Annotated in this window: 21 protein-coding genes; 16 read left to right on the forward strand and 5 right to left on the reverse strand. The window is 56.5% G+C overall.

The features are described 5' to 3' along the window. Nucleotides 1-134: 134 nt before the first annotated feature. Complete coding sequence (locus TU86_RS00990; protein ID WP_048362454.1) at nt 135-1,103, reverse strand: polyprenyl synthetase family protein; 969 nt, start codon at nt 1,101-1,103, stop codon at nt 135-137. Nucleotides 1,104-1,344: 241 nt separating this feature from the next. Between TU86_RS00990 and rplU the strand changes: the two genes are divergently transcribed. From rplU to TU86_RS01015, 5 genes are all read left to right on the forward strand, one after another. Further along, on the forward strand, nt 1,345-1,659 hold the full coding sequence (gene rplU / locus TU86_RS00995; RefSeq protein WP_003443915.1) for a 50S ribosomal protein L21: 315 nt from the start codon (nt 1,345-1,347) through the stop codon (nt 1,657-1,659). A 34-nt stretch (nt 1,660-1,693) separates the two neighbouring features. Continuing rightward, the gene (gene rpmA / locus TU86_RS01000) at nt 1,694-1,969 is read left to right on the forward strand and encodes a 50S ribosomal protein L27 (protein ID WP_003443913.1); all 276 of its coding nucleotides are present in this window, start codon (nt 1,694-1,696) and stop codon (nt 1,967-1,969) included. A gap of 194 nt (nt 1,970-2,163) precedes the next feature. After that, nucleotides 2,164-3,390, forward strand: coding sequence for an Obg family GTPase CgtA (gene cgtA / locus TU86_RS01005; RefSeq protein WP_048362455.1), 1,227 nt, complete (start codon nt 2,164-2,166; stop codon nt 3,388-3,390). Between the two features lie 123 nt (nt 3,391-3,513). Then, nucleotides 3,514-4,632: a glutamate 5-kinase gene (gene proB, locus TU86_RS01010; RefSeq protein ID WP_048363010.1), complete on the forward strand. Its 1,119-nt coding sequence runs from the start codon at nt 3,514-3,516 to the stop codon at nt 4,630-4,632. Between the two features lie 13 nt (nt 4,633-4,645). After that, complete coding sequence (locus TU86_RS01015) at nt 4,646-5,107, forward strand: CreA family protein (protein WP_048362456.1); 462 nt, start codon at nt 4,646-4,648, stop codon at nt 5,105-5,107. Nucleotides 5,108-5,247: 140 nt separating this feature from the next. Here TU86_RS01015 and rpsT read toward each other — a convergent pair whose 3' ends face one another. After that, nucleotides 5,248-5,526 (reverse strand): 30S ribosomal protein S20, encoded by a 279-nt coding sequence (gene rpsT / locus TU86_RS01020; RefSeq protein ID WP_003443902.1) that lies wholly within the window; start codon nt 5,524-5,526, stop codon nt 5,248-5,250. A gap of 251 nt (nt 5,527-5,777) precedes the next feature. On the opposite strand from rpsT, the gene murJ reads away from it, so the two are divergent. The 6 genes from murJ to ispH all read left to right on the forward strand — a co-directional run bounded on the left by murJ (nt 5,778) and on the right by ispH (nt 13,168). Then, nucleotides 5,778-7,316 carry a murein biosynthesis integral membrane protein MurJ gene (murJ, locus tag TU86_RS01030; protein ID WP_048362457.1) on the forward strand — a complete coding sequence of 513 codons (1,539 nt, stop codon included), beginning with the start codon at nt 5,778-5,780 and terminating at the stop codon, nt 7,314-7,316. A gap of 118 nt (nt 7,317-7,434) precedes the next feature. Continuing rightward, nucleotides 7,435-8,385 (forward strand): bifunctional riboflavin kinase/FAD synthetase, encoded by a 951-nt coding sequence (gene ribF, locus TU86_RS01035; RefSeq protein ID WP_048362458.1) that lies wholly within the window; start codon nt 7,435-7,437, stop codon nt 8,383-8,385. Next, complete coding sequence (gene ileS, locus TU86_RS01040; RefSeq protein WP_048362459.1) at nt 8,382-11,213, forward strand: isoleucine--tRNA ligase; 2,832 nt, start codon at nt 8,382-8,384, stop codon at nt 11,211-11,213. The genes ribF and ileS overlap by 4 nt, the downstream gene beginning before the upstream one ends. Next, nucleotides 11,206-11,724, forward strand: a complete 519-nt coding sequence (gene lspA / locus TU86_RS01045) for a signal peptidase II (RefSeq protein WP_048362460.1) — start codon at nt 11,206-11,208, stop codon at nt 11,722-11,724. The genes ileS and lspA overlap by 8 nt, the downstream gene beginning before the upstream one ends. Beyond that, a complete protein-coding gene (locus TU86_RS01050; protein WP_048362461.1) occupies nt 11,717-12,154 on the forward strand; it encodes an FKBP-type peptidyl-prolyl cis-trans isomerase in 438 nt (145 codons plus the stop codon). The genes lspA and TU86_RS01050 overlap by 8 nt, the downstream gene beginning before the upstream one ends. Nucleotides 12,155-12,220: 66 nt before the next feature. Beyond that, nucleotides 12,221-13,168 carry a 4-hydroxy-3-methylbut-2-enyl diphosphate reductase gene (gene ispH, locus TU86_RS01055; protein WP_048362462.1) on the forward strand — a complete coding sequence of 316 codons (948 nt, stop codon included), beginning with the start codon at nt 12,221-12,223 and terminating at the stop codon, nt 13,166-13,168. Here ispH and TU86_RS01060 read toward each other — a convergent pair. Further along, nucleotides 13,165-13,686: a GspH/FimT family pseudopilin gene (locus TU86_RS01060; RefSeq protein ID WP_239658760.1), complete on the reverse strand. Its 522-nt coding sequence runs from the start codon at nt 13,684-13,686 to the stop codon at nt 13,165-13,167. The two genes, ispH and TU86_RS01060, sit on opposite strands and share 4 nt — an antisense overlap. Nucleotides 13,687-13,933: 247 nt before the next feature. On the opposite strand from TU86_RS01060, the gene pilV reads away from it, so the two are divergent. The 5 genes from pilV to thiO are packed head-to-tail and all read left to right on the forward strand — an operon-like array spanning nt 13,934 to nt 17,195. Continuing rightward, the gene (gene pilV / locus TU86_RS01065) at nt 13,934-14,416 is read left to right on the forward strand and encodes a type IV pilus modification protein PilV (protein WP_048362464.1); all 483 of its coding nucleotides are present in this window, start codon (nt 13,934-13,936) and stop codon (nt 14,414-14,416) included. Next, nucleotides 14,403-15,098, forward strand: coding sequence for a PilW family protein (locus TU86_RS01070; RefSeq protein ID WP_048362465.1), 696 nt, complete (start codon nt 14,403-14,405; stop codon nt 15,096-15,098). Before pilV ends, TU86_RS01070 begins: the two co-directional genes overlap by 14 nt. Nucleotides 15,099-15,137: 39 nt before the next feature. Next, nucleotides 15,138-15,650, forward strand: coding sequence for a pilus assembly PilX family protein (locus TU86_RS01075; RefSeq protein ID WP_087148765.1), 513 nt, complete (start codon nt 15,138-15,140; stop codon nt 15,648-15,650). A 10-nt stretch (nt 15,651-15,660) separates the two neighbouring features. Next, entirely contained in the window at nt 15,661-16,062 is a 402-nt protein-coding gene (locus tag TU86_RS01080; protein ID WP_048362467.1) for a type IV pilin protein, read from the forward strand. 32 nt (nt 16,063-16,094) lie between these two features. Beyond that, a complete protein-coding gene (gene thiO, locus TU86_RS01085; RefSeq protein ID WP_048362468.1) occupies nt 16,095-17,195 on the forward strand; it encodes a glycine oxidase ThiO in 1,101 nt (366 codons plus the stop codon). 322 nt (nt 17,196-17,517) lie between these two features. Here thiO and TU86_RS01090 read toward each other — a convergent pair whose 3' ends face one another. Then, nucleotides 17,518-17,745, reverse strand: coding sequence for a PP0621 family protein (locus TU86_RS01090; RefSeq protein WP_048362469.1), 228 nt, complete (start codon nt 17,743-17,745; stop codon nt 17,518-17,520). A 118-nt stretch (nt 17,746-17,863) separates the two neighbouring features. After that, the gene (locus tag TU86_RS01095; RefSeq protein WP_048362470.1) at nt 17,864-18,877 is read right to left on the reverse strand and encodes an outer membrane protein assembly factor BamD; all 1,014 of its coding nucleotides are present in this window, start codon (nt 18,875-18,877) and stop codon (nt 17,864-17,866) included. Nucleotides 18,878-18,894 lie beyond the last annotated feature (17 nt).

Here is an 18,894-nt window from a genome sequence, read left to right on the forward strand (position 1 = left end):
GTTTTGTTGGCGGGCGGGGAAGTGCGGGTTGGTGCGCTTATAGCTTGTGCCGAAGGTTGCGAGCAGAGCTTTGGTAGAACGGGGGGATATGCCCCCCGTTTGCAGCCTGCTACGGCGATTACCAGGTGTGAGGTTCAGTGCGTACGTGCGACCGCAAATTCGCTCAACTCCACCAGCGCGTCGCGGTATTCGCTCGGCGGCAGGGCTTCAAGGCAAACAATGGCCTTGGCCACATAGTCGCGTGCCAGTTGGGCGGTGTATTCCAGCGAGCCGGAAGCCTCGACAGCCGCGCGGATGCTTTCCAGGTCTTCAATGCCACCTTTCTGGATCGCCTGGCGAACCAGGGCAGCTTGCTCCGGCGTGCCTTCGCGCATGGTGTAGATCAGCGGCAGGGTCGGCTTGCCTTCGGCCAGGTCGTCACCCACGTTTTTACCCAGGGTCTCGGCATCGCCACGGTAGTCGAGCAAGTCGTCCACCAGTTGGAACGCCACGCCCAAGTGATCGCCAAACGTGCGCAGGGCTTCGCTTTGCTCGGGCGTTGCCCCGGCCAGCGCCGCAGCACTGTGGGTCGAGGCCTCAAAGAGCATGGCGGTTTTGCCACGGATGACTTCCATGTAGGTTTCTTCGGTGGTGCTGGCGTCGCGCACTTTGGACAGTTGCAGCACTTCGCCTTCAGCAATGATGCGCGTGGCTTGCGACAGGATTTTCATCACTGGCATCGAGCCCAGCTCCACCATCATTTCGAAGGAGCGCGAGTACAGGAAGTCGCCCACCAATACGCTCGGCGCGTTGCCCCATGTGGCATTGGCGGTCTTGCGGCCGCGGCGCATGCCGGACATGTCGACTACGTCGTCGTGCAACAGGGTGGCGGTGTGCAGGAACTCAATGGTGGCGGCCAGCAGGCGCAAGTCGTCGCCTTCACGGCCCAGAGCCTTGCCACACAGCAACACTAATAAAGGACGAAGGCGTTTGCCGCCGGCCGACGTAATGTAGTCGCCGATTTTTGAGACCAGCGGTACGCGTGAGGTCAGCTGCTTCTTGATGATGCCGTCGACGGCGCTAAAATCGTCCGCAACCGTGCGGTAGAAAGCTTGGGGTTGCATCAGCGACAGGTGCTCCAGAAGGGTTGCGCGGCATGCTAGGTCGGGGGGGATGGCCTGTCAAGGCGCGATGGGCGGCCTCTTGCAACGTGCTGTTGCCTTGCGTACAATCGCGCACCCTGAACTTCCTGGGCAGCACCTGCCTTACGCAATTGCACTTGGGCCGTTCCAGCCCCATGCAGCCATGCCAGCCAATACCTTTACTTATAAAGCGCTGGGTGAGCAGGATTATCGGAGAAATACCATGTCGTACGCAGTAATCGTTACTGGTGGCAAGCAGTACAAAGTAGCTCCAGGTGAATACCTGAAGATCGAAAAACTGGAAATCGCTACCGGCGAATCCGTAACTTTTGATCGCGTTCTGTTGGTTGCCAATGGCGACGACGTGAACATCGGCGCTCCAGTTGTTCCTGGCGCCACTGTTGTTGCTGAAGTGATCTCCCAAGGTCGTCACGATAAAATCCGCATCATCAAGTTCCGTCGTCGTAAGCACCACATGAAGCGTATGGGCCACCGCCAGTGGTACACCGAGATCAAAATCACCGGTATTCAGGCTTAATTTCAGCCTAATTCCTCACTAGGAGAATTGACTCATGGCACACAAAAAAGCTGGTGGTAGTACCCGTAACGGTCGCGACTCAGAAGCCAAACGCCTTGGCGTGAAGATGTATGGCGGCCAGGCTATCATTCCGGGCAACATCATCGTGCGTCAGCGCGGCACCCAATTCCACGCTGGCTACGGCGTTGGTATGGGCAAAGATCACACCCTGTTCGCGAAAGTGGAAGGCGTGATCAAGTTCCAAGTTAAAGGCGCCTTCGGTCGTCGCTATGTAAGCATCGTTCCGAAGACTGCAGTCGTCGCGGCGTAATAGCTTGGTAGCTGGAAGAGCCCTGTCTTGCGACGGGGCTTTTTCGTTTGTGGGATGAGTCTCTTGCAAAACTGTTTGTATGGGCTGCCAGCGCTGGATTTAACGGCCGTTGATTGAGGTCGCTGCGCTCATTTTTGCAAGAGTCTTATGTCTTATGTTTATCGGCTCGTCCTGATGACGAGAGGCGTTTTGTTATGAAGTTTGTTGATGAAGTATCGATCAAGGTAAAAGCGGGCGACGGTGGTAACGGTTGCATGAGTTTCCGTCGCGAGAAGTTCATCGAAAATGGCGGCCCTAACGGCGGTGATGGTGGTGATGGCGGCTCGATCTTCATGGTCGCCGACGAAAACCTCAACACGCTGGTTGACTACCGTTACACCCGTCACTTTGACGCTGAGCGCGGTTCGAACGGCGGCAGCGCTGATTGCACTGGCCGCAAGGGCGAGGACCTGATCCTGCGCGTGCCGGTCGGCACCACGGTGATCGATGCAGGTACGCAGGAAGTCATTGGCGACCTGACCAAGGCGGGTCAGAAGTTGATGGTGGTGCAGGGTGGCTGGCACGGTCTGGGTAACACCCGATTCAAGTCCAGTACCAACCGTGCGCCGCGCCAAACCACGCCGGGTAAACCGGGTGAGTTACGTGACCTGAAACTGGAGCTCAAAGTGCTGGCTGACGTTGGTCTGCTGGGCTTGCCGAACGCCGGTAAAAGTACCTTTATTCGTTCGGTGTCCGCAGCCAAGCCAAAAGTGGCGGATTATCCGTTCACTACTCTGGTGCCTAACCTGGGTGTGGTCAGCGTTGATCGCTGGAAGAGCTTCGTCATTGCTGACATCCCTGGTTTGATCGAAGGGGCTTCGGATGGTGCGGGCCTGGGGATTCGCTTCCTCAAGCACTTGGCACGTACTCGCCTGTTGCTGCACCTCGTCGACATGGCGCCGGTTGAGGGCACTGACAGCGCTGCTGATACTGCTGAAGTCATCGTTAACGAGCTGACCAAGTTCAGTCCGTCGCTGGCTGAGCGTGATCGTTGGCTGGTGCTGAACAAGTGTGATTCGTTGCCGCAAGATGAGCACGATGCACGCGTTAAAGAAGTGGTGGATCGTCTTGAGTGGACAGGCCCTGTGTATGTGATTTCGGCCATTGCCAAAATCGGTACCGACAAGCTGTGCCACGACATCATGCGCTACCTCGAAGATCGTGCTGACCGTCTGGCCAATGACCCTGCTTATAAAGCAGAGCTGGCTGAGCTGGATCAGCGCATCGAAGACGAAGCGCGTGCGCAGTTGCAAGCGCTTGATGACAAGCGTGCTCTGCGTCGCAGTGGCGTGAAGAGCGTCCATGACATCGGTGAAGATGACTGGGACGAAGAAGATGTTGATGACGAAGATGGTCCGGAAATCATTTACGTCCGCGACTGATTTGTTGCAGTAAACTACAGCGCCGCTCAATTGAGCGGCGTTTTAGCATCTACGAAACGGTAATCAAAAAATTTCCATGGGTGGCGCTCGGTCGCGCTGCTCTCAGGCATAGGTTGGATGATGATGCGGAGTAAGGTGACGGGTGCCCAGCGTTGGGTTGTGAAGATCGGCAGCGCATTGCTGACAGCTGATGGCAAAGGCCTGGATCGTGCGGCAATGGGTGTTTGGGTTGAGCAAATGGTCGCCCTGCACGAAGCGGGTGTTGAGTTGGTGCTGGTGTCTTCAGGCGCGGTTGCGGCTGGCATGAGTCGTCTGGGCTGGACCGTGCGCCCAAGTGCCATGCACGAGCTGCAGGCCGCTGCAGCGATCGGGCAAATGGGTTTGGTGCAGGCGTGGGAGTCGAGCTTTGCGGAACATTCCCGTCACACAGCGCAAATTCTGCTGACGCATGACGATTTGTCTGACCGAAAGCGCTATCTAAATGCCCGTAGCACTTTGCGTGCGTTAGTTGAGCTGGGTGTTATCCCGGTCATCAATGAAAACGACACCGTGGTGACCGATGAGATCCGCTTTGGTGATAACGACACCTTGGCGGCGCTGGTGGCCAACCTCGTCGAAGCTGATCTGCTGGTGATTCTGACGGACCGCGACGGCATGTTTGACGCCGATCCGCGAAACAACCCTGATGCCAAAATGATTTACGAAGCCCGTGCTGATGATCCTGCGCTGGATGCGGTAGCAGGGGGCACGGGTGGAGCGCTGGGGCGCGGTGGCATGCAAACCAAGTTGCGTGCTGCGCGACTGGCTGCGCGCTCCGGGGCGCATACGATTATCGTGGGTGGGCGTCTGGAGCGCGTGTTGGACCGTTTGAAGGCGGGTGAGCGCCTGGGCACATTGCTGTCACCTGAGCGCGGACTGCTCGCAGCGCGTAAGCAGTGGCTGGCGGGGCATCTCCAGACGCGCGGCACGCTAGTGCTGGATGAGGGTGCGGTTGCGGCCTTGTCGCAGGGTCATAAAAGTCTGCTGCCTGTGGGCGTGAAAGCAGTGCAAGGCGGTTTTCGCCGCGGTGAAATGGTGGTGTGCGTGGCGCCGGACGGGCGAGAAATTGCGCGCGGGCTCGCTAACTACAGTGCGGCGGAAGCGCAAAAAATTATCGGGCAGTCGTCAGATGCGATTGTCAGCGTGTTGGGTTATATGGCGGAGCCAGAGCTGGTTCATCGCGATAATCTGATTTTGGTCTGAATGTGGGGTGTGTATGCGTTTGATCAAGGGGTTGTTGGGGGTGATGCTAGCAATGCCGTTGCTGGCATCGGCGGAGGAGATTGGCACGGTGTCGACCGTATTCAAGCTGGTGGGTCCAAATGATCGCATCGTGGTCGAAGCGTTCGATGATCCTAAGGTTGAAGGCGTTACCTGCTACTTGTCTCGCGCTAAAACGGGCGGTATGAAAGGGGGTTTGGGTTTGGCGGAAGATCGCGCAGAGGCGTCGATTGCATGCCGTCAGACCGGTCCGATCAGCTTTAAGGGTGAGTTGAAAGACGGCGATGAAGTGTTCAAGGAGCGCACCTCGTTGGTATTCAAGACCATGCAGGTGGTGCGTTTCCTCGATAAAAAGCGCAATACGCTGGTGTACCTGGTGTACAGCGATCGTCTGATCGAAGGCAGTCCGCAGAACGCGGTCACAGCAATCCCGATCCTGCCGTGGCCTCACGGCTAGCGGCGGTTAGTAAAAAAGCTGCGACAGGGGGCGCTCTGATCGCAGCTTTTTTATGCCTGTCGATAATGTGAATCAGCGCCTGCTTTTTTACGGGCAATAAAAAACCGACCCTGAGGTCGGTTTTTTAAAAAGCTTATCGCTTAAGCGGCAGTCGCAAGGTTCAACGCCTTGACGTGGCCATTCAGGCGGCTCTTATGGCGAGCAGCTTTGTTCTTGTGGATGATGCCTTTATCGGCCATACGGTCGATAACAGGAACAGCCAGAACATAAGCAGCTTGCGCTTTAGCGGCGTCTTTTGCGTCGATGGCTTTAACTACATTCTTGATGTAGGTACGAACCATGGAACGCAGGCTGGCGTTGTGGCTGCGACGCTTCTCAGCCTGTTTTGCACGTTTTTTGGCGGAAGGTGTGTTGGCCACCGTCGAGCTCCTCGAAAGACTTTTAGGAAATAACAAACAAAATAGGCCGCGAATCATGCCGATGACGTGAAGGCTTGTCAAGGGCGATTGATACGATCCGCTGAGTGGTGGATCGAGGGAGACGGGAGATTTATTTCCGGCGCTTGACCTGTAAACTCGCGAGCTTGGCTCTGTGCTGTTGCGGCGCGCAGTATCGCATAAGTGGACGCTTTGTTCGCCTGCTCTTTCTTTAATAGGCAAAAACTCTTTCAATGAATTTGCTCAAATCGTTGGCTGCCGTCAGCTCAATCACCATGATTTCAAGGGTTTTGGGCTTTGTTCGAGACACGATCATTGCACGCACCTTTGGCGCCGGAATGGCCACGGATGCGTTCTTTATCGCCTTTAAACTGCCTAATCTGCTGCGTCGGATCTTCGCCGAGGGCGCATTTTCGCAAGCTTTTGTACCGATTTTGGCGGAGTACAAAAGCCAGCAGGGCGAGGAGGCGACACGCACCTTCGTGGCTTATGTGGCCGGTTTGCTGACCCTGGTACTGGCAATTGTCACTGCGTTAGGCATGATTGCTGCGCCTTGGGTGATCTGGGCGACGGCTCCGGGCTTTGCCACCACCCCAGAGAAATTCCAGCTCACCAGTGACATGCTGCGTGTCACCTTCCCTTATATATTGCTGATTTCGCTGTCTTCGCTGGCGGGTGCGATCCTCAACACGTGGAACCGTTTTTCGGTCCCGGCCTTCGTGCCGACCCTGCTCAACGTCAGCATGATTATTTTCGCGCTGTTCCTGACGCCTTATTTTGATCCGCCCGTGATGGCCTTGGGCTGGGCAGTATTGGCCGGTGGTTTGGCACAGTTGCTGTTCCAGTTACCGCACCTGAAAAAAATCGGCATGTTGGTGTTGCCGCGCCTGAACCTGCGCGATACCGGTGTCTGGCGGGTCATGAAACAGATGTTGCCCGCCATTCTGGGGGTTTCGGTCAGCCAGATTTCATTGATCATCAACACTATTTTTGCTTCGTTTCTGGTCGCAGGCTCGGTGTCCTGGATGTACTACGCCGATCGCCTGATGGAATTGCCTTCCGGTGTTTTGGGCGTCGCGCTGGGTACGATCCTGTTGCCAACCCTGTCCAAAACCTATGCCAATAAAGACCGTCAAGAGTATTCGCGAATTCTCGATTGGGGCCTGCGTCTGTGTTTTGTGCTGGTTTTGCCGTGTTCGCTGGCATTGGCGATTCTGGCTGAGCCGCTGACGGTTTCGCTGTTCCAGTACGGCGAGTTCAGTGCGCTGGATGCGGCAATGACCCAGCGCGCCCTGATGGCGTATTCGGTCGGTTTGCTGGGCATTATCTTGATTAAGGTGTTGGCCCCCGGCTTTTACGCTCAACAAAATATTCGTACGCCGGTGAAAATTGCGGTGTTTACCTTGATCGTCACCCAATTGCTGAACCTGGTGTTCATCGTGCCGTTGCAGCACGCAGGCCTGGCGCTGGCAATCAGTGTGGGGGCGTGTATCAATGCGGGCCTGTTGTTTTGGCAGTTACGCAAACAACAGCTATTTGTGGTCCAGCCTGGCTGGACCCGATACCTGTGCAAGCTGTTACTGGCCGTGGCCGTGATGTCGGGCGTTTTGATTGGGCTTATGCACGTGATGCCGGCGTGGGACCACGGTCATATGCTGGAGCGCTTCCTGCGTTTGGGCGGGTTAGTGGTCGCGGGCGTGCTGGCTTATTTCGGTATGTTGTTGTTGCTTGGCTTGCGTTTGAAGGATTTCGCCCGCAAGTCTCTTATGTAGGGTAATGGTCGGTTAGGCGACTATTTTGTCGCATTGACTGAATTTGCCGTGCGCTGTTGCCTGTTGTAGCGGGCTGGGTGTGGTTATAATCGGCCACTTTATGAGCAAGAAGCGCGTTATGCAGCTGGTTCGAGGCCTTCACAATCTGCGGCCCCAACATCGGGGCTGTGTCGCCACTATTGGCAACTTTGACGGTGTACACCGTGGTCACCAGGCAATCCTGGGTCGGCTGCGTGAACGTGCACTGGAGTTGGGTGTGCCCAGCTGCGTGGTGATTTTTGAACCGCAGCCGCGCGAATTTTTTGCCCCCGAAACCGCTCCAGCCCGCTTGGCACGCTTGCGTGACAAGTTGCAGTTGCTGGCTGACGAAGGCGTTGATCGCGTACTGTGCCTGGCGTTCAACCAGCGTTTAAGCAAGCTCAGCGCCGCTGAGTTTGTGGACACGATTCTGGTGGACGGCTTGGGTGTGCAGCACCTGGAGGTCGGTGACGACTTCCGTTTTGGCTGCGACCGGGTGGGCGATTTTGACTTCCTGCAACAGGCAGGCGCCCTGCAGGGCTTTACTGTAGAAGCGGCGCAAACCGTTGAACTGGATGGCCTGCGAGTCAGCAGCACCAAGGTGCGTGACGCGTTGGCCAATGCCGACTTTACCCTTGCAGAGCGTCTGTTGGGGCGTCCTTTTCAGATTGCCGGACGCGTGTTGCATGGGCAAAAACTGGCGCGCCAATTGGGCACGCCAACGGCCAATATTCAGTTAAAGCGTCGTCGTGTGCCGCTCACCGGGGTGTATCTGGTCAGTGTTGAGATCGACGGAAAAACGTGGCCCGGTGTCGCCAATATTGGCGTACGGCCATCAGTTGCAGGGGATGGCAGTGCCCATCTCGAAGTACATCTATTGGATTTCGCTGGCGATTTGTATGGCCAGCGTCTGACCGTGGCATTCCACCACAAGCTGCGTGATGAGCAGCGTTTTGCCTCTCTGGAGGCGCTCAAGACGGCGATCAATGCGGACGTCGCCGCCGCCCGAGCCTATTGGCTGGGTCAACCGCTTAAAAAGAGCCTGAAATGACCGACTACAAAGCCACGCTAAACCTTCCGGACACAGCCTTCCCAATGAAGGCCGGCCTGCCACAGCGCGAACCGCAAATTTTGCAGCGCTGGGACAGCATTGGCCTGTACGGGAAGTTGCGCGAGATTGGCAAGGATCGTCCGAAGTTCGTACTTCACGACGGTCCTCCCTACGCCAACGGCACGATTCACATCGGTCATGCGCTGAACAAAATCCTCAAGGACATGATCGTCCGATCCAAAACCCTCTCGGGTTTTGATGCGCCGTACGTGCCGGGCTGGGATTGCCACGGTTTGCCGATTGAGCACAAAGTTGAAGTGACTCACGGTAAAAACCTGCCCGCGGATAAAACCCGCGAGCTGTGCCGTGCCTACGCCACTGAGCAGATCGAAGGACAAAAAACCGAGTTTATCCGTTTGGGTGTACTGGGCGACTTCGCTAACCCGTACAAAACCATGGACTTCAAGAACGAAGCCGGTGAAATCCGCGCCCTGGCCGAAATCGTCAAGGCGGGCTTCGTGTTCAAGGGCCTCAAGCCTGTGAACTGGTGTTTTGACTGTGGCTCGGCGCTGGCTGAAGCCGAAGTCGAATATCAGGACAAAAAATCCGCTGCCATCGACGTAGCCTTCCAGGTTGCCGACGAGGCCAAACTGGCTGAAGCCTTTGGTTTGGCAGCCCTGAGCAAGCCGACGTCGATTGTGATCTGGACCACCACCCCGTGGACCATCCCGGCCAACCAGGCGCTCAACGTTCACCCCGAATTCACCTACGCGCTGGTCGATGTGGGTGACAAGTTCCTGGTTCTGGCTGAAGAGTTGGTTGAGTCGAGCCTGGCGCGCTACAACCTGCAAGGTTCGGTGATCGCCACCACCACCGGTTCTGCGCTGGAGCTGATTAATTTCCGTCATCCGTTCTACGACCGTCTGTCGCCTGTTTACCTGGCCGAGTACGTTGAGCTGGGCGCGGGCACCGGCGTGGTTCACTCCGCACCGGCTTACGGTGTAGACGACTTCGTGACCTGCAAAGCGTATGGCATGGTCAATGACGACATCATCAACCCGGTTCAGAGCAACGGCGTTTATGTACCGTCGCTGGAGTTCTTCGGTGGCCAGTTCATCTGGAAGGCTAACCAGAACATCATCGACAAGCTGACTGAAGTCGGCTCGCTGATGTTTACCGAAACCATCAGCCACAGCTACATGCACTGCTGGCGTCACAAGACCCCGCTGATCTACCGCGCCACCGCGCAATGGTTCATCGGCATGGACAAAGAGCCGGTTGCCGGCGACACCCTGCGCACCCGTGCGTTGCAGGCCATTGAAGACACCCAGTTCGTTCCGGCCTGGGGCCAGGCGCGCCTGCATTCGATGATCGCCAACCGTCCCGACTGGTGCATCTCGCGTCAGCGCAACTGGGGCGTACCGATCCCGTTCTTCCTGAACAAGGAAAGCGGCGAGCTGCACCCGCGTACCGTCGAAATGATGGAAGAAGTGGCCAAGCGCGTTGAGCTGGAAGGCATTGAAGCCTGGTTCAAGATGGACGCTGCCGAGCTGCTGGGCGACGAAGCACCGCTGTACGACAAAATCTGCGACACGCTGGACGTGTGGTTCGATTCGGGCACCACGCACTGGCACGTCCTGCGCGGTTCGCACCCAATGGGCCATGAAACCGGTCCGCGTGCCGATCTCTACCTTGAAGGTTCCGACCAGCACCGTGGCTGGTTCCACTCCTCCTTGCTGACCGGTTGCGCCATCGACAACCACGCGCCGTACCGCGAACTGCTGACCCACGGCTTCACCGTGGACGAAGCCGGTCGCAAGATGTCCAAGTCGTTGGGCAACGTGATTGCACCGCAGAAAGTCAACGATACCCTGGGCGCTGACATCATGCGTCTGTGGGTGGCATCGACCGACTACTCGGGCGAGATCGCTGTGTCCGACCAGATCCTGCAACGTAGCGCGGATGCCTACCGCCGTATCCGTAACACCGCACGCTTCCTGCTGTCGAACCTGACTGGTTTCAACCCGGCCACTGACATCTTGCCGGCTGAAGAAATGCTGGCACTGGATCGTTGGGCGGTTGACCGCGCACTCTTGCTGCAACGCGAGCTGGAACTTCACTACGGTGAATACCGCTTCTGGAACGTGTACTCCAAAGTGCACAACTTCTGCGTGCAAGAGCTGGGCGGTTTCTACCTCGACATCATCAAGGACCGTCAATACACCACGGGCGCCAACAGCAAGGCCCGTCGTTCGTGCCAGACCGCACTGTTCCACATCTCTGAAGCGCTGGTGCGCTGGATCGCTCCGATCCTGGCCTTCACCGCCGACGAGTTGTGGCAATACCTGCCGGGCGAGCGCAACGAATCCGTAATGCTCAATACCTGGTACCAGGGCCTGAGCGAAATGCCAGAAGGCACTGAGTTGGGCCGTGCCTACTGGGAACGGATCATGGCAGTCAAAGTGGCGGTCAACAAAGAGATGGAAAACCTGCGCGCGGCCAAAGCCATTGGCGGCAACTTGCAGGCTGAAGTCACCTTGTTCGCCGAAGATGAATTGGCCGCCGACCTGACTAAACTGAGCAACGAACTGCGCTTCGTGCTGATCACCTCCACGGCCAGTGTCGCGCCGTTTGCATCGGCTCCGGCAGATGCAGTGATCACTGAAGTGGCGGGCCTCAAGCTCAAAGTGGTCAAGTCCGCTCACGCCAAGTGCGCGCGTTGCTGGCATTGCCGTGAAGACGTGGGTATTGATCCACAGCACCCGGAAATCTGCGGTCGTTGCGTAGACAACATCAGCGGCGCGGGCGAGGTACGTCACTATGCCTAACACCAGCACTGCCGGGCGCTTCGGGCGCCTGGGCTGGCTGTGGTTGACCCTGCTGGTTCTGGTCATTGACCAGGCCAGCAAGGTCTATTTCGACGGCGCCTTACAGATGTACCAACAGATCGTCATCATCCCTGACTACTTCAGTTGGACTTTGGCCTACAACACCGGCGCCGCTTTCAGCTTTCTGGCTGATAGCGCAGGCTGGCAGCGTTGGCTGTTTGCCCTGATCGCCGTCGTGGTCAGTGCCGTGCTGGTGGTCTGGCTCAAGCGTCTGGGGCGTGATGACACGTGGCTAGCCATTGCGCTGGCCCTGATTCTGGGCGGCGCGTTGGGTAACTTGTATGACCGCATTGCTTACGGCCATGTGATCGATTTCATTCTGGTGCACTGGCAAAATCGCTGGTACTTCCCTGCATTCAACTTCGCTGACAGTGCGATTTGTGTAGGCGCCGTGATGCTGGCACTGGATATGTTCAAAAGTAAAAAGTCCGGAGAACCCGTTCATGACTGAGCCTCGTATTGGCCAGAACACGGAAGTCACCCTGCATTTCGCTTTACGCCTGGAGAATGGCGACACCGTCGACAGTACGTTCGACAAATCCCCTGCAACCTTCAAGGTCGGTGATGGCAACCTGTTGCCAGGTTTTGAGGCCGCTATTTTCGGCTTCAAGGCCGGTGACGTACGCACCCTGGAGATCCTTCCAGAGAACGCGTTCGGCCAGCCCAACCCGCAAAACGTGCAAATCATCCCGCGATCGCAGTTCAAGGACATGGAGCTGTCCGAAGGTTTGCTGGTGATTTTTAACGATGCGGCTAACACCGAGTTGCCCGGCGTGGTCAAAGCCTTTGACGACGAGCAGGTCACCATTGATTTCAACCACCCGCTGGCAGGTAAAACCCTGACTTTCGAAGTGGATATCAAAGACGTCAAAGCGCTGTAAATCCAGTGCCCGGCTGCGGCCGGGCCTGTTTGGCATTATTTTTCTGCGCGTCCCACGAGGCCTAGCATGCACATCAAACTCGCCAACCCCCGTGGTTTTTGCGCCGGGGTGGACCGAGCGATTGAGATCGTCAATCGCGCTCTGGAAGTTTTCGGTCCGCCTATCTACGTACGCCACGAAGTGGTGCACAACAAATTTGTGGTCGAAGACCTGCGCTCCCGTGGCGCGATCTTCGTCGAAGAGCTGGACCAAGTGCCAGACGACGTGATTGTGATTTTCAGTGCACACGGCGTTTCCCAGGCTGTACGCACCGAAGCCGCAGGGCGTGGCCTTAAAGTGTTCGACGCGACCTGCCCGTTGGTCACCAAGGTACATATCGAGGTGGCGCGCTACAGCCGCGACGGCCGCGAATGCATCCTGATCGGGCATGCCGGGCACCCTGAAGTTGAAGGCACGATGGGGCAGTACGACGCCAGCAATGGCGGTGCGATCTATCTGGTTGAAGACGAAAAAGACGTGGCCGAGCTGCAGGTGCATAACCCGGAAAAACTGGCGTTCGTGACCCAGACCACTTTGTCGATGGACGATACCAGTCGTGTGATCGATGCCTTGCGTACACGCTTCCCGGCCATCGGCGGCCCGCGTAAGGATGACATTTGCTACGCCACGCAAAACCGTCAGGACGCTGTAAAGCAGTTGGCAGATGAATGCGACGTGGTGTTGGTGGTGGGCAGCCCGAACAGCTCCAACTCCAACCGCCTGCGTGAACTGGCTGAGCGCATGGCCACGCCGGCCTATCTGATCGACGGCGCCGAAGACCTGAAAAAAAGCTGGTTCGATGGCGTCCAGCGCATTGGCATCACCGCAGGCGCCTCGGCGCCCGAAGTGTTGGTACGCGGGGTAATTCAACAATTGCACGCTTGGGGTGCGACCGGCGCCGATGAGTTGGCTGGGCGCGAAGAGAATATTACGTTCTCCATGCCCAAAGAGCTGCGGGTTCGCTCCATCACTTAAGCCTCTTCGCACAATGCTTGCGCCGCCATCTGGTTGCGCAGGCTGATTCTCCCGCTTTTCGCGAGCACTATCTGATAGTGGCTCAGCGCCTCTTTTGTGTGACACACATGCAGTGTCCCCGCTTGAAATGCCCCGGCATTCAGCACGGGCTCGCCGAGCGGGTTAAACCGCACGTAGTGTTTGACGGGTGAATTCCCGGCTATCAGAACGTGCAGGCCGGTGTGTCTTTCGGTGAGCACTGGATTGTTTACATCGGTATGCCCTTGACCGCTGACGTCCAGAACCACTCTCCAGCCCTTGCTCCAATTCTCGTCCAGTGCATGGATCACTACAGATTGATGGCGTATTAACGCTTCACTGCGGGCTTTGCGCAGGCTGCTGGTCAGCTCTTGCGCAAGGGTTTGGCGTCGTTGCTGCTCTATGAGTGTGTTGTAGGCCGGACTGGCAAATTGGGCCGTAATGGCCAATATCGACAACGTAAGCAGCAACTGAATCAGGCTCATGCCTCGTTGGTACACGTTTACCCTCCCTGAAACTCAATGCCCTGATCAGTCCTAGGTATAGCTGGGTGTCTGGCTGCCTCCGGTCTTTTTGCCGGTGCCAATCATTGCGCCATGTTTAGGGCTTTTAGCGTGGCTGCGGCTTACGTATTGCAGCGAAAAAGCCTTCATCAGCTTCAGTCGTGTCCCGTCTGTGTGCTGTGAACTCAAGGCTAGGCTTTTGGCATGACGACACAGGACGTGTCGCCTCGGTCAATCCTCAAGGATGAATGTGATGCGGCGTTGTAACAAACACCCACAAGCGGGCATGACCTTGATTGAAGTCTTGATTGCCACGCTGATTTTAAGTGTTGGTCTTTTAGGGGCGGCAGGCGCTCAAATCAAAGCGTTGAAATACGTCGACAGCGCGCTGATGAGCACTCAGGCCAGTTTTATCGCGTATGACATGTTGGACCGCATACGGGCCAATTCGGCGGGTGATTATCGTACCTCGGCGTTGACGGCCACCAATCACGGCATCAGTGCCACCAACGTCGCGGGACAGGATCTGAATGAGTTCAAGCGCAACATCCGTCAATTTGCGGGTGACAGTGCGCGGGGCGCTATTTCGGTCAGCGAGCAGCAAGTGACCATTCACCTGGAATGGGATGATTCGCGTGCAGAAGGGCTGGATGGCGCTTTTCAGTCATTCACCCTGCGCAGCCAGTTGCTGCTTCAGCATTCGGTGCCAAGCCATGAGCAAGTCTGACGCAGGCTTCGGCTTGATCGAGCTGACGGTCGCGATGGCGTTGGGCTTGCTGCTGGTGTTGGGCATGACTCAGATATTTTTGAGCGCCCGTGGGAGCTATTTAGCACAAGGTGCATCCGCCCAATTACAGGAAGACGCCCGGTATGTATTGAGCAAAATTGCTCAGGAAGTCCGTATGGCCGGCATGTTCGGTTGCCTGCCGAGCGAGCGGATTATCGATGCGCCTTTAGCGTTTAAAACGCCGATCTTCTGGAGCGGAACTGTGAGGGCAGGTGCGCTGCATATGATCAGCGCGGATGTGGGGCTTACTTCCGGCAAGCCTGACTGGACCGTCGTTACAGATTGTAAAAACCGCGCTCAGGCATTTTCGGGTGCGCAATTGGCCTTAGCCCCAGGGGAAATTGGCCTCCCTATACGTCAGGTTGTTTACCTGTTTGAACAAGGCCAATTGAAAACCGGGCTTACCAAGTCAGTACTTTTGGACAATGTAGCGGCGTTCGATGTGAGTTTTGGTATGTCCAGCTCCAGAGAGACGCAGCCCGTTGTGCACTACGAGTCCAGCCCTGCGGACCCTTCACGTATTCGCAGTGTGCGTATCGCGCTGACAATGAGAGACCCCAAGTTGCGTGTCAAAGACCAGGCTTACCATGTGGTGGTCGCCATACGTAATCGACTGGGATAGGGCAGGGGTATGGCGCTGGGCTCACGTACACAAAAAGGCATGGCGTTATTGGTCAGTCTGATTTTTTTGATGCTGCTTAGCCTGATGGGGCTTGGCGCACTCGAAAATGCCGGGCAGCAGGAAAAAATGGCAGGCAGTGTGCGGCTCGCTCATCAATCTTTTCAGGTCGCTGAAAGTGCATTGCGCACCGGGGAATCGTGGCTTCACATGCAGTGGGCCGAGATGGCCGAATGCATTTCGATAGCGCACTGCGCTCCGCCTTCTGAGGTGAAAACACGCCTCTCTCCCGGTATTGATGCGCAATCGGGGGTGAATTGGGTGCGCGTGGCCGATGGTTTGTATGGCATCCAATTCCTGGGGCGTAGCAGCGAAGCGCTGGGTTCATCAGCGGGAGGCTCTACTCATCTGTACCGCGTTAGCGGGATTGGATTGCGAGGTCAGTCGCGCACAGTGCTAGAAACTATTTACGCCCGTTATCAAACCTCGGACGAAGGCGTTGGAATGCCTGCACGTCAGAGCTTTAGCCGGAACATGTGGCGACAGATTCAATAGGAAATGCGCAATGTTTAGACCTGATGCAGGTTTCACCCTGATCGAATTGATGATCGCGGTGACGATCATCGGTATCCTTGGAGCCTTCGTTTATCCGCTCTACAGCGATTATGTGAAGCGCGCGTATCGCGCTCAAATTGTCGTACTCCTGTCAGAGCAAGCCCAAAGTCTAGAGCGTTTTTATACGAAAAACGGGTTATATAGCGGCATGCAAGCACTCAGTGTTGGCAATGAGCACTACAACATTGCGTCGAGTCTTGCTGATCACGGGTTTGTGTTGAGCGCTATACGTAAGCAAGGTTTTGCGATGGCAACCGACCCGTGTGGAGATTTCACGCTGACGCATACCGGTTTAACCTCGATAACCCAGGCCGCCCCGAACCTCACACCGCAGCAGTGTTGGGGGCGCTGACACTTTATTTTGATGATGGGCTGGATGGATAGATGGGTAGGCAGAAACGGGTGGTGATTGTTGGAGGCGGGGTGATAGGCCTGTTAACGGCGTTTAATCTGGCCGCCGACGTTGAACAGGTGACTTTGTTGGACCGCAACACCGTTGGGCAGGAGTCTTCATGGGCGGGCGGGGGCATTGTTTCGCCGCTTTACCCTTGGCGCTACACCCCTGCGGTCACGGCGTTGGCTCACTGGTCGCAAGATTTTTATCCTCGTTTGGCTGAGCGCTTGTTTGCCTCTACGGGCGTCGATCCTGAAGTTCATACAACGGGTTTGTACTGGATGGACCTGGATGATGAAGCGCAGGCGTTGGCATGGGCTGAGCGTGAAGGCAGGCCGCTGAGTGCGGTGGATATTTCATCGGTTGAAAGTCGTGTGCCTGTGTTGGGTCGTGGTTTTTCTCGCGCCATCTATATGAAAGACGTGGCTAATGTGCGTAACCCGCGTCTTGTTAAGTCGCTTAAGGCAGCGCTGCTGGCGATGCCCAATGTGACCATTCATGAGCAGTGTGAGGTACAGGGTTTTATTCTTGATGGCACAACCATCAAAGGGGTCGACACGGCTCAAGGTCCGATTCTTGGCGATGAAGTGGTATTGGCCGCAGGTGCCTGGAGTGGCGAACTTCTCAAAATCTTGAATCTTGAGTTGCCCGTAGAACCTGTAAAAGGTCAGATGATTTTGTACAAATGCTCGTCTGATTTCTTGTCGTGCATGGTGTTGGCCAAAGGGCGCTATGCAATACCGCGTCGTGACGGACATATTTTGATTGGTAGCACCTTGGAGTACGAAGGCTTTGATAAAACGCCTACCGAGTCGGCACTTGAAAGCCTGAAAGCATCGGCCGTGGAGCTGATCCCTGCGTTGGCCGATGCCCAGCCTGTGGCGCATTGGGCCGGCTTGCGGCCAGGTTCGCCCGAAGGCATACCCTATATTGGCCGGCTACCAGGCTTTGAAGGCTTGTGGTTGAATTGCGGGCACTACCGAAACGGGCTGGTATTGGCACCGGCTTCTTGCCAGTTATTTGCCGACTTGTTATTGGGGCGAACCCCCATCATCGACCCTGCCCCGTACGCACCTCAGGGGCGAGTTTAATCGTGTGGGCGCTGTCGATGCACGAGGCAGCGCTCGTAAACCCGATGACTGCGATATGTCTGAATCACCGGGTTGAATGGCTTCACGACGACGTTGCCGCCGATCACAGCCTCGTGCGACTCGTCAGCGGCTACACCTTGGCGTTTTTTGTAGTCGCTGCCGAGGTACGAGGCTGCGATCGAGTGCGCAGCGCTCGTAAACCCGATGACTGCGATATGTCTGAATCGCCGGGTTGAATGGCTTCACGAGGACGTTGCCGCCGATCACAGCCTCGTGTTACTCGTCAGCACCTACAGGGTTTGGCTGCGCCAGGCGAAACCAATCAGCGCTTGCCCGGGCCTTGTTCCAGATGGTTTTGGGTGCAATACCACTCTTGCTGCTGACTCAAGGCGCGGTCACGTGGCAAGTGCACGCCGCAATGAGCGCAACGCACCATTGGCATAGCGCCAGGATCGACAGGTTTTTTAGTGGCTGCGAGGCTGGCCTTGTATTTACGCCAGAACCACACGCCCGCAGCAATCAGAGCCGCCCAGAACAGTAAACGAAACATGGTTATTCGCTATTCGAGAAAAGATGCGCCAGTTTAGCCAAGGACCGGGTAAGCGCCCAGCATCAAATGCAGCGCAAAAAAAAGAGTCCCGAAGGACTCTTTTTGGATGCATTGACGATCAGTCGAAAAGACCAAGGGTCATGTAGCTGAACCACGAACGGCTGTTAGTTTCCGTTTCTGGCTCTTCGATGATGTTGCCATCAGCATCTTTTGGTTTCAGTTCAGCAGGGATTGCATCTTTTGCATCCTGAAACTGTTTCTGCACGTCTTGGTTGGCGCGGGTTTCACCCGGTGGCAGTGGTGTGCTGGACTCGATCAGCCCAAGCGTCGCCTTGCTCAACCACGAACGGTTGTCCGACTCGGACACTTGCGGTACGAACTGACCGTCAACCAGGCTTGCGTGGTTCGGGTAGTTGTCCCTGAGCACTTCAAGGCTGGTGTCTGCCAGCTTGTCGAGGTGCAGGCGCTGATAAGACTCAACCATTACCGCCAGGCCGTCAGCCACCGAAGGGGTTTCCTGGAAGTTCTCAACCACATAACGGCCACGGTTAGCCGAGGCCACATACGCCTGACGCGTCAGGTAGTAGTGAGCTACGTGGATTTCGTACGCTGCCAGCAGGTTACGCAGATAAATCATGCGCTGCTTGGCGTCTGGCGCGTAACGGCTGTTGGGAAAACGGCTGGTGAGCTGGGCGAACTCGTTATAAGAGTCGCGGGCAGCACCCGGGTCACGCTTGGTCATGTCCAGCGGCAGAAAGCGTGCCAGCAGGCCAACGTCCTGGTCAAACGAGGTCAAGCCTTTAAGGTAATAGGCGTAATCAACGTTCGGATGCTGGGGGTGCAGACGAATAAAACGCTCTGCGGCAGACTTTGCAGCTTCCGGTTCGGAGTTTTTATAGTAGGCATAGATCAGTTCAAGCTGAGCCTGGTCGGCGTAACGTCCGAACGGGTAGCGTGACTCAAGCGCCTTCAGTTTGGCGGTTGCACTGGTATAGCTGTGGTTGTCCAGATCGGCCTGTGCCTGCTGGTACAGCTCGACTTCGCTGAGGTTTTCGTCAACGACTTCCTTTGTCGACGAGCAAGCGGCGGTCAGTGCGAGGATGGCGATCAGCAGCAGGTGTCTCACTTGCATGGCGGCTTGCGTCCCTA

Source organism: Pseudomonas weihenstephanensis, assembly GCF_001043055.1.
Taxonomy (GTDB): Bacteria; Pseudomonadota; Gammaproteobacteria; order Pseudomonadales; family Pseudomonadaceae; genus Aquipseudomonas; species Aquipseudomonas weihenstephanensis.

Bases quoted from the DNA above. Each gene is read 5' to 3' on its own strand.
- TU86_RS00990 (WP_048362454.1), bottom strand. From the start codon at position 1,103: ATGCAACCCCAAGCTTTCTACCGCACGGTTGCGGACGATTTTAGCGCC.
- rplU (WP_003443915.1), top strand. From the start codon at position 1,345: ATGTCGTACGCAGTAATCGTTACTGGTGGCAAGCAGTACAAAGTAGCT.
- rpmA (WP_003443913.1), top strand. From the start codon at position 1,694: ATGGCACACAAAAAAGCTGGTGGTAGTACCCGTAACGGTCGCGACTCA.
- cgtA (WP_048362455.1), top strand. From the start codon at position 2,164: ATGAAGTTTGTTGATGAAGTATCGATCAAGGTAAAAGCGGGCGACGGT.
- proB (WP_048363010.1), top strand. From the start codon at position 3,514: ATGCGGAGTAAGGTGACGGGTGCCCAGCGTTGGGTTGTGAAGATCGGC.
- TU86_RS01015 (WP_048362456.1), top strand. From the start codon at position 4,646: ATGCGTTTGATCAAGGGGTTGTTGGGGGTGATGCTAGCAATGCCGTTG.
- murJ (WP_048362457.1), top strand. From the start codon at position 5,778: ATGAATTTGCTCAAATCGTTGGCTGCCGTCAGCTCAATCACCATGATT.
- ribF (WP_048362458.1), top strand. From the start codon at position 7,435: ATGCAGCTGGTTCGAGGCCTTCACAATCTGCGGCCCCAACATCGGGGC.
- ileS (WP_048362459.1), top strand. From the start codon at position 8,382: ATGACCGACTACAAAGCCACGCTAAACCTTCCGGACACAGCCTTCCCA.
- lspA (WP_048362460.1), top strand. From the start codon at position 11,206: ATGCCTAACACCAGCACTGCCGGGCGCTTCGGGCGCCTGGGCTGGCTG.
- TU86_RS01050 (WP_048362461.1), top strand. From the start codon at position 11,717: ATGACTGAGCCTCGTATTGGCCAGAACACGGAAGTCACCCTGCATTTC.
- ispH (WP_048362462.1), top strand. From the start codon at position 12,221: ATGCACATCAAACTCGCCAACCCCCGTGGTTTTTGCGCCGGGGTGGAC.
- pilV (WP_048362464.1), top strand. From the start codon at position 13,934: ATGAATGTGATGCGGCGTTGTAACAAACACCCACAAGCGGGCATGACC.
- TU86_RS01070 (WP_048362465.1), top strand. From the start codon at position 14,403: ATGAGCAAGTCTGACGCAGGCTTCGGCTTGATCGAGCTGACGGTCGCG.
- TU86_RS01075 (WP_087148765.1), top strand. From the start codon at position 15,138: ATGGCGTTATTGGTCAGTCTGATTTTTTTGATGCTGCTTAGCCTGATG.
- TU86_RS01080 (WP_048362467.1), top strand. From the start codon at position 15,661: ATGTTTAGACCTGATGCAGGTTTCACCCTGATCGAATTGATGATCGCG.
- thiO (WP_048362468.1), top strand. From the start codon at position 16,095: ATGGGTAGGCAGAAACGGGTGGTGATTGTTGGAGGCGGGGTGATAGGC.
- TU86_RS01090 (WP_048362469.1), bottom strand. From the start codon at position 17,745: ATGTTTCGTTTACTGTTCTGGGCGGCTCTGATTGCTGCGGGCGTGTGG.
- TU86_RS01095 (WP_048362470.1), bottom strand. From the start codon at position 18,877: ATGCAAGTGAGACACCTGCTGCTGATCGCCATCCTCGCACTGACCGCC.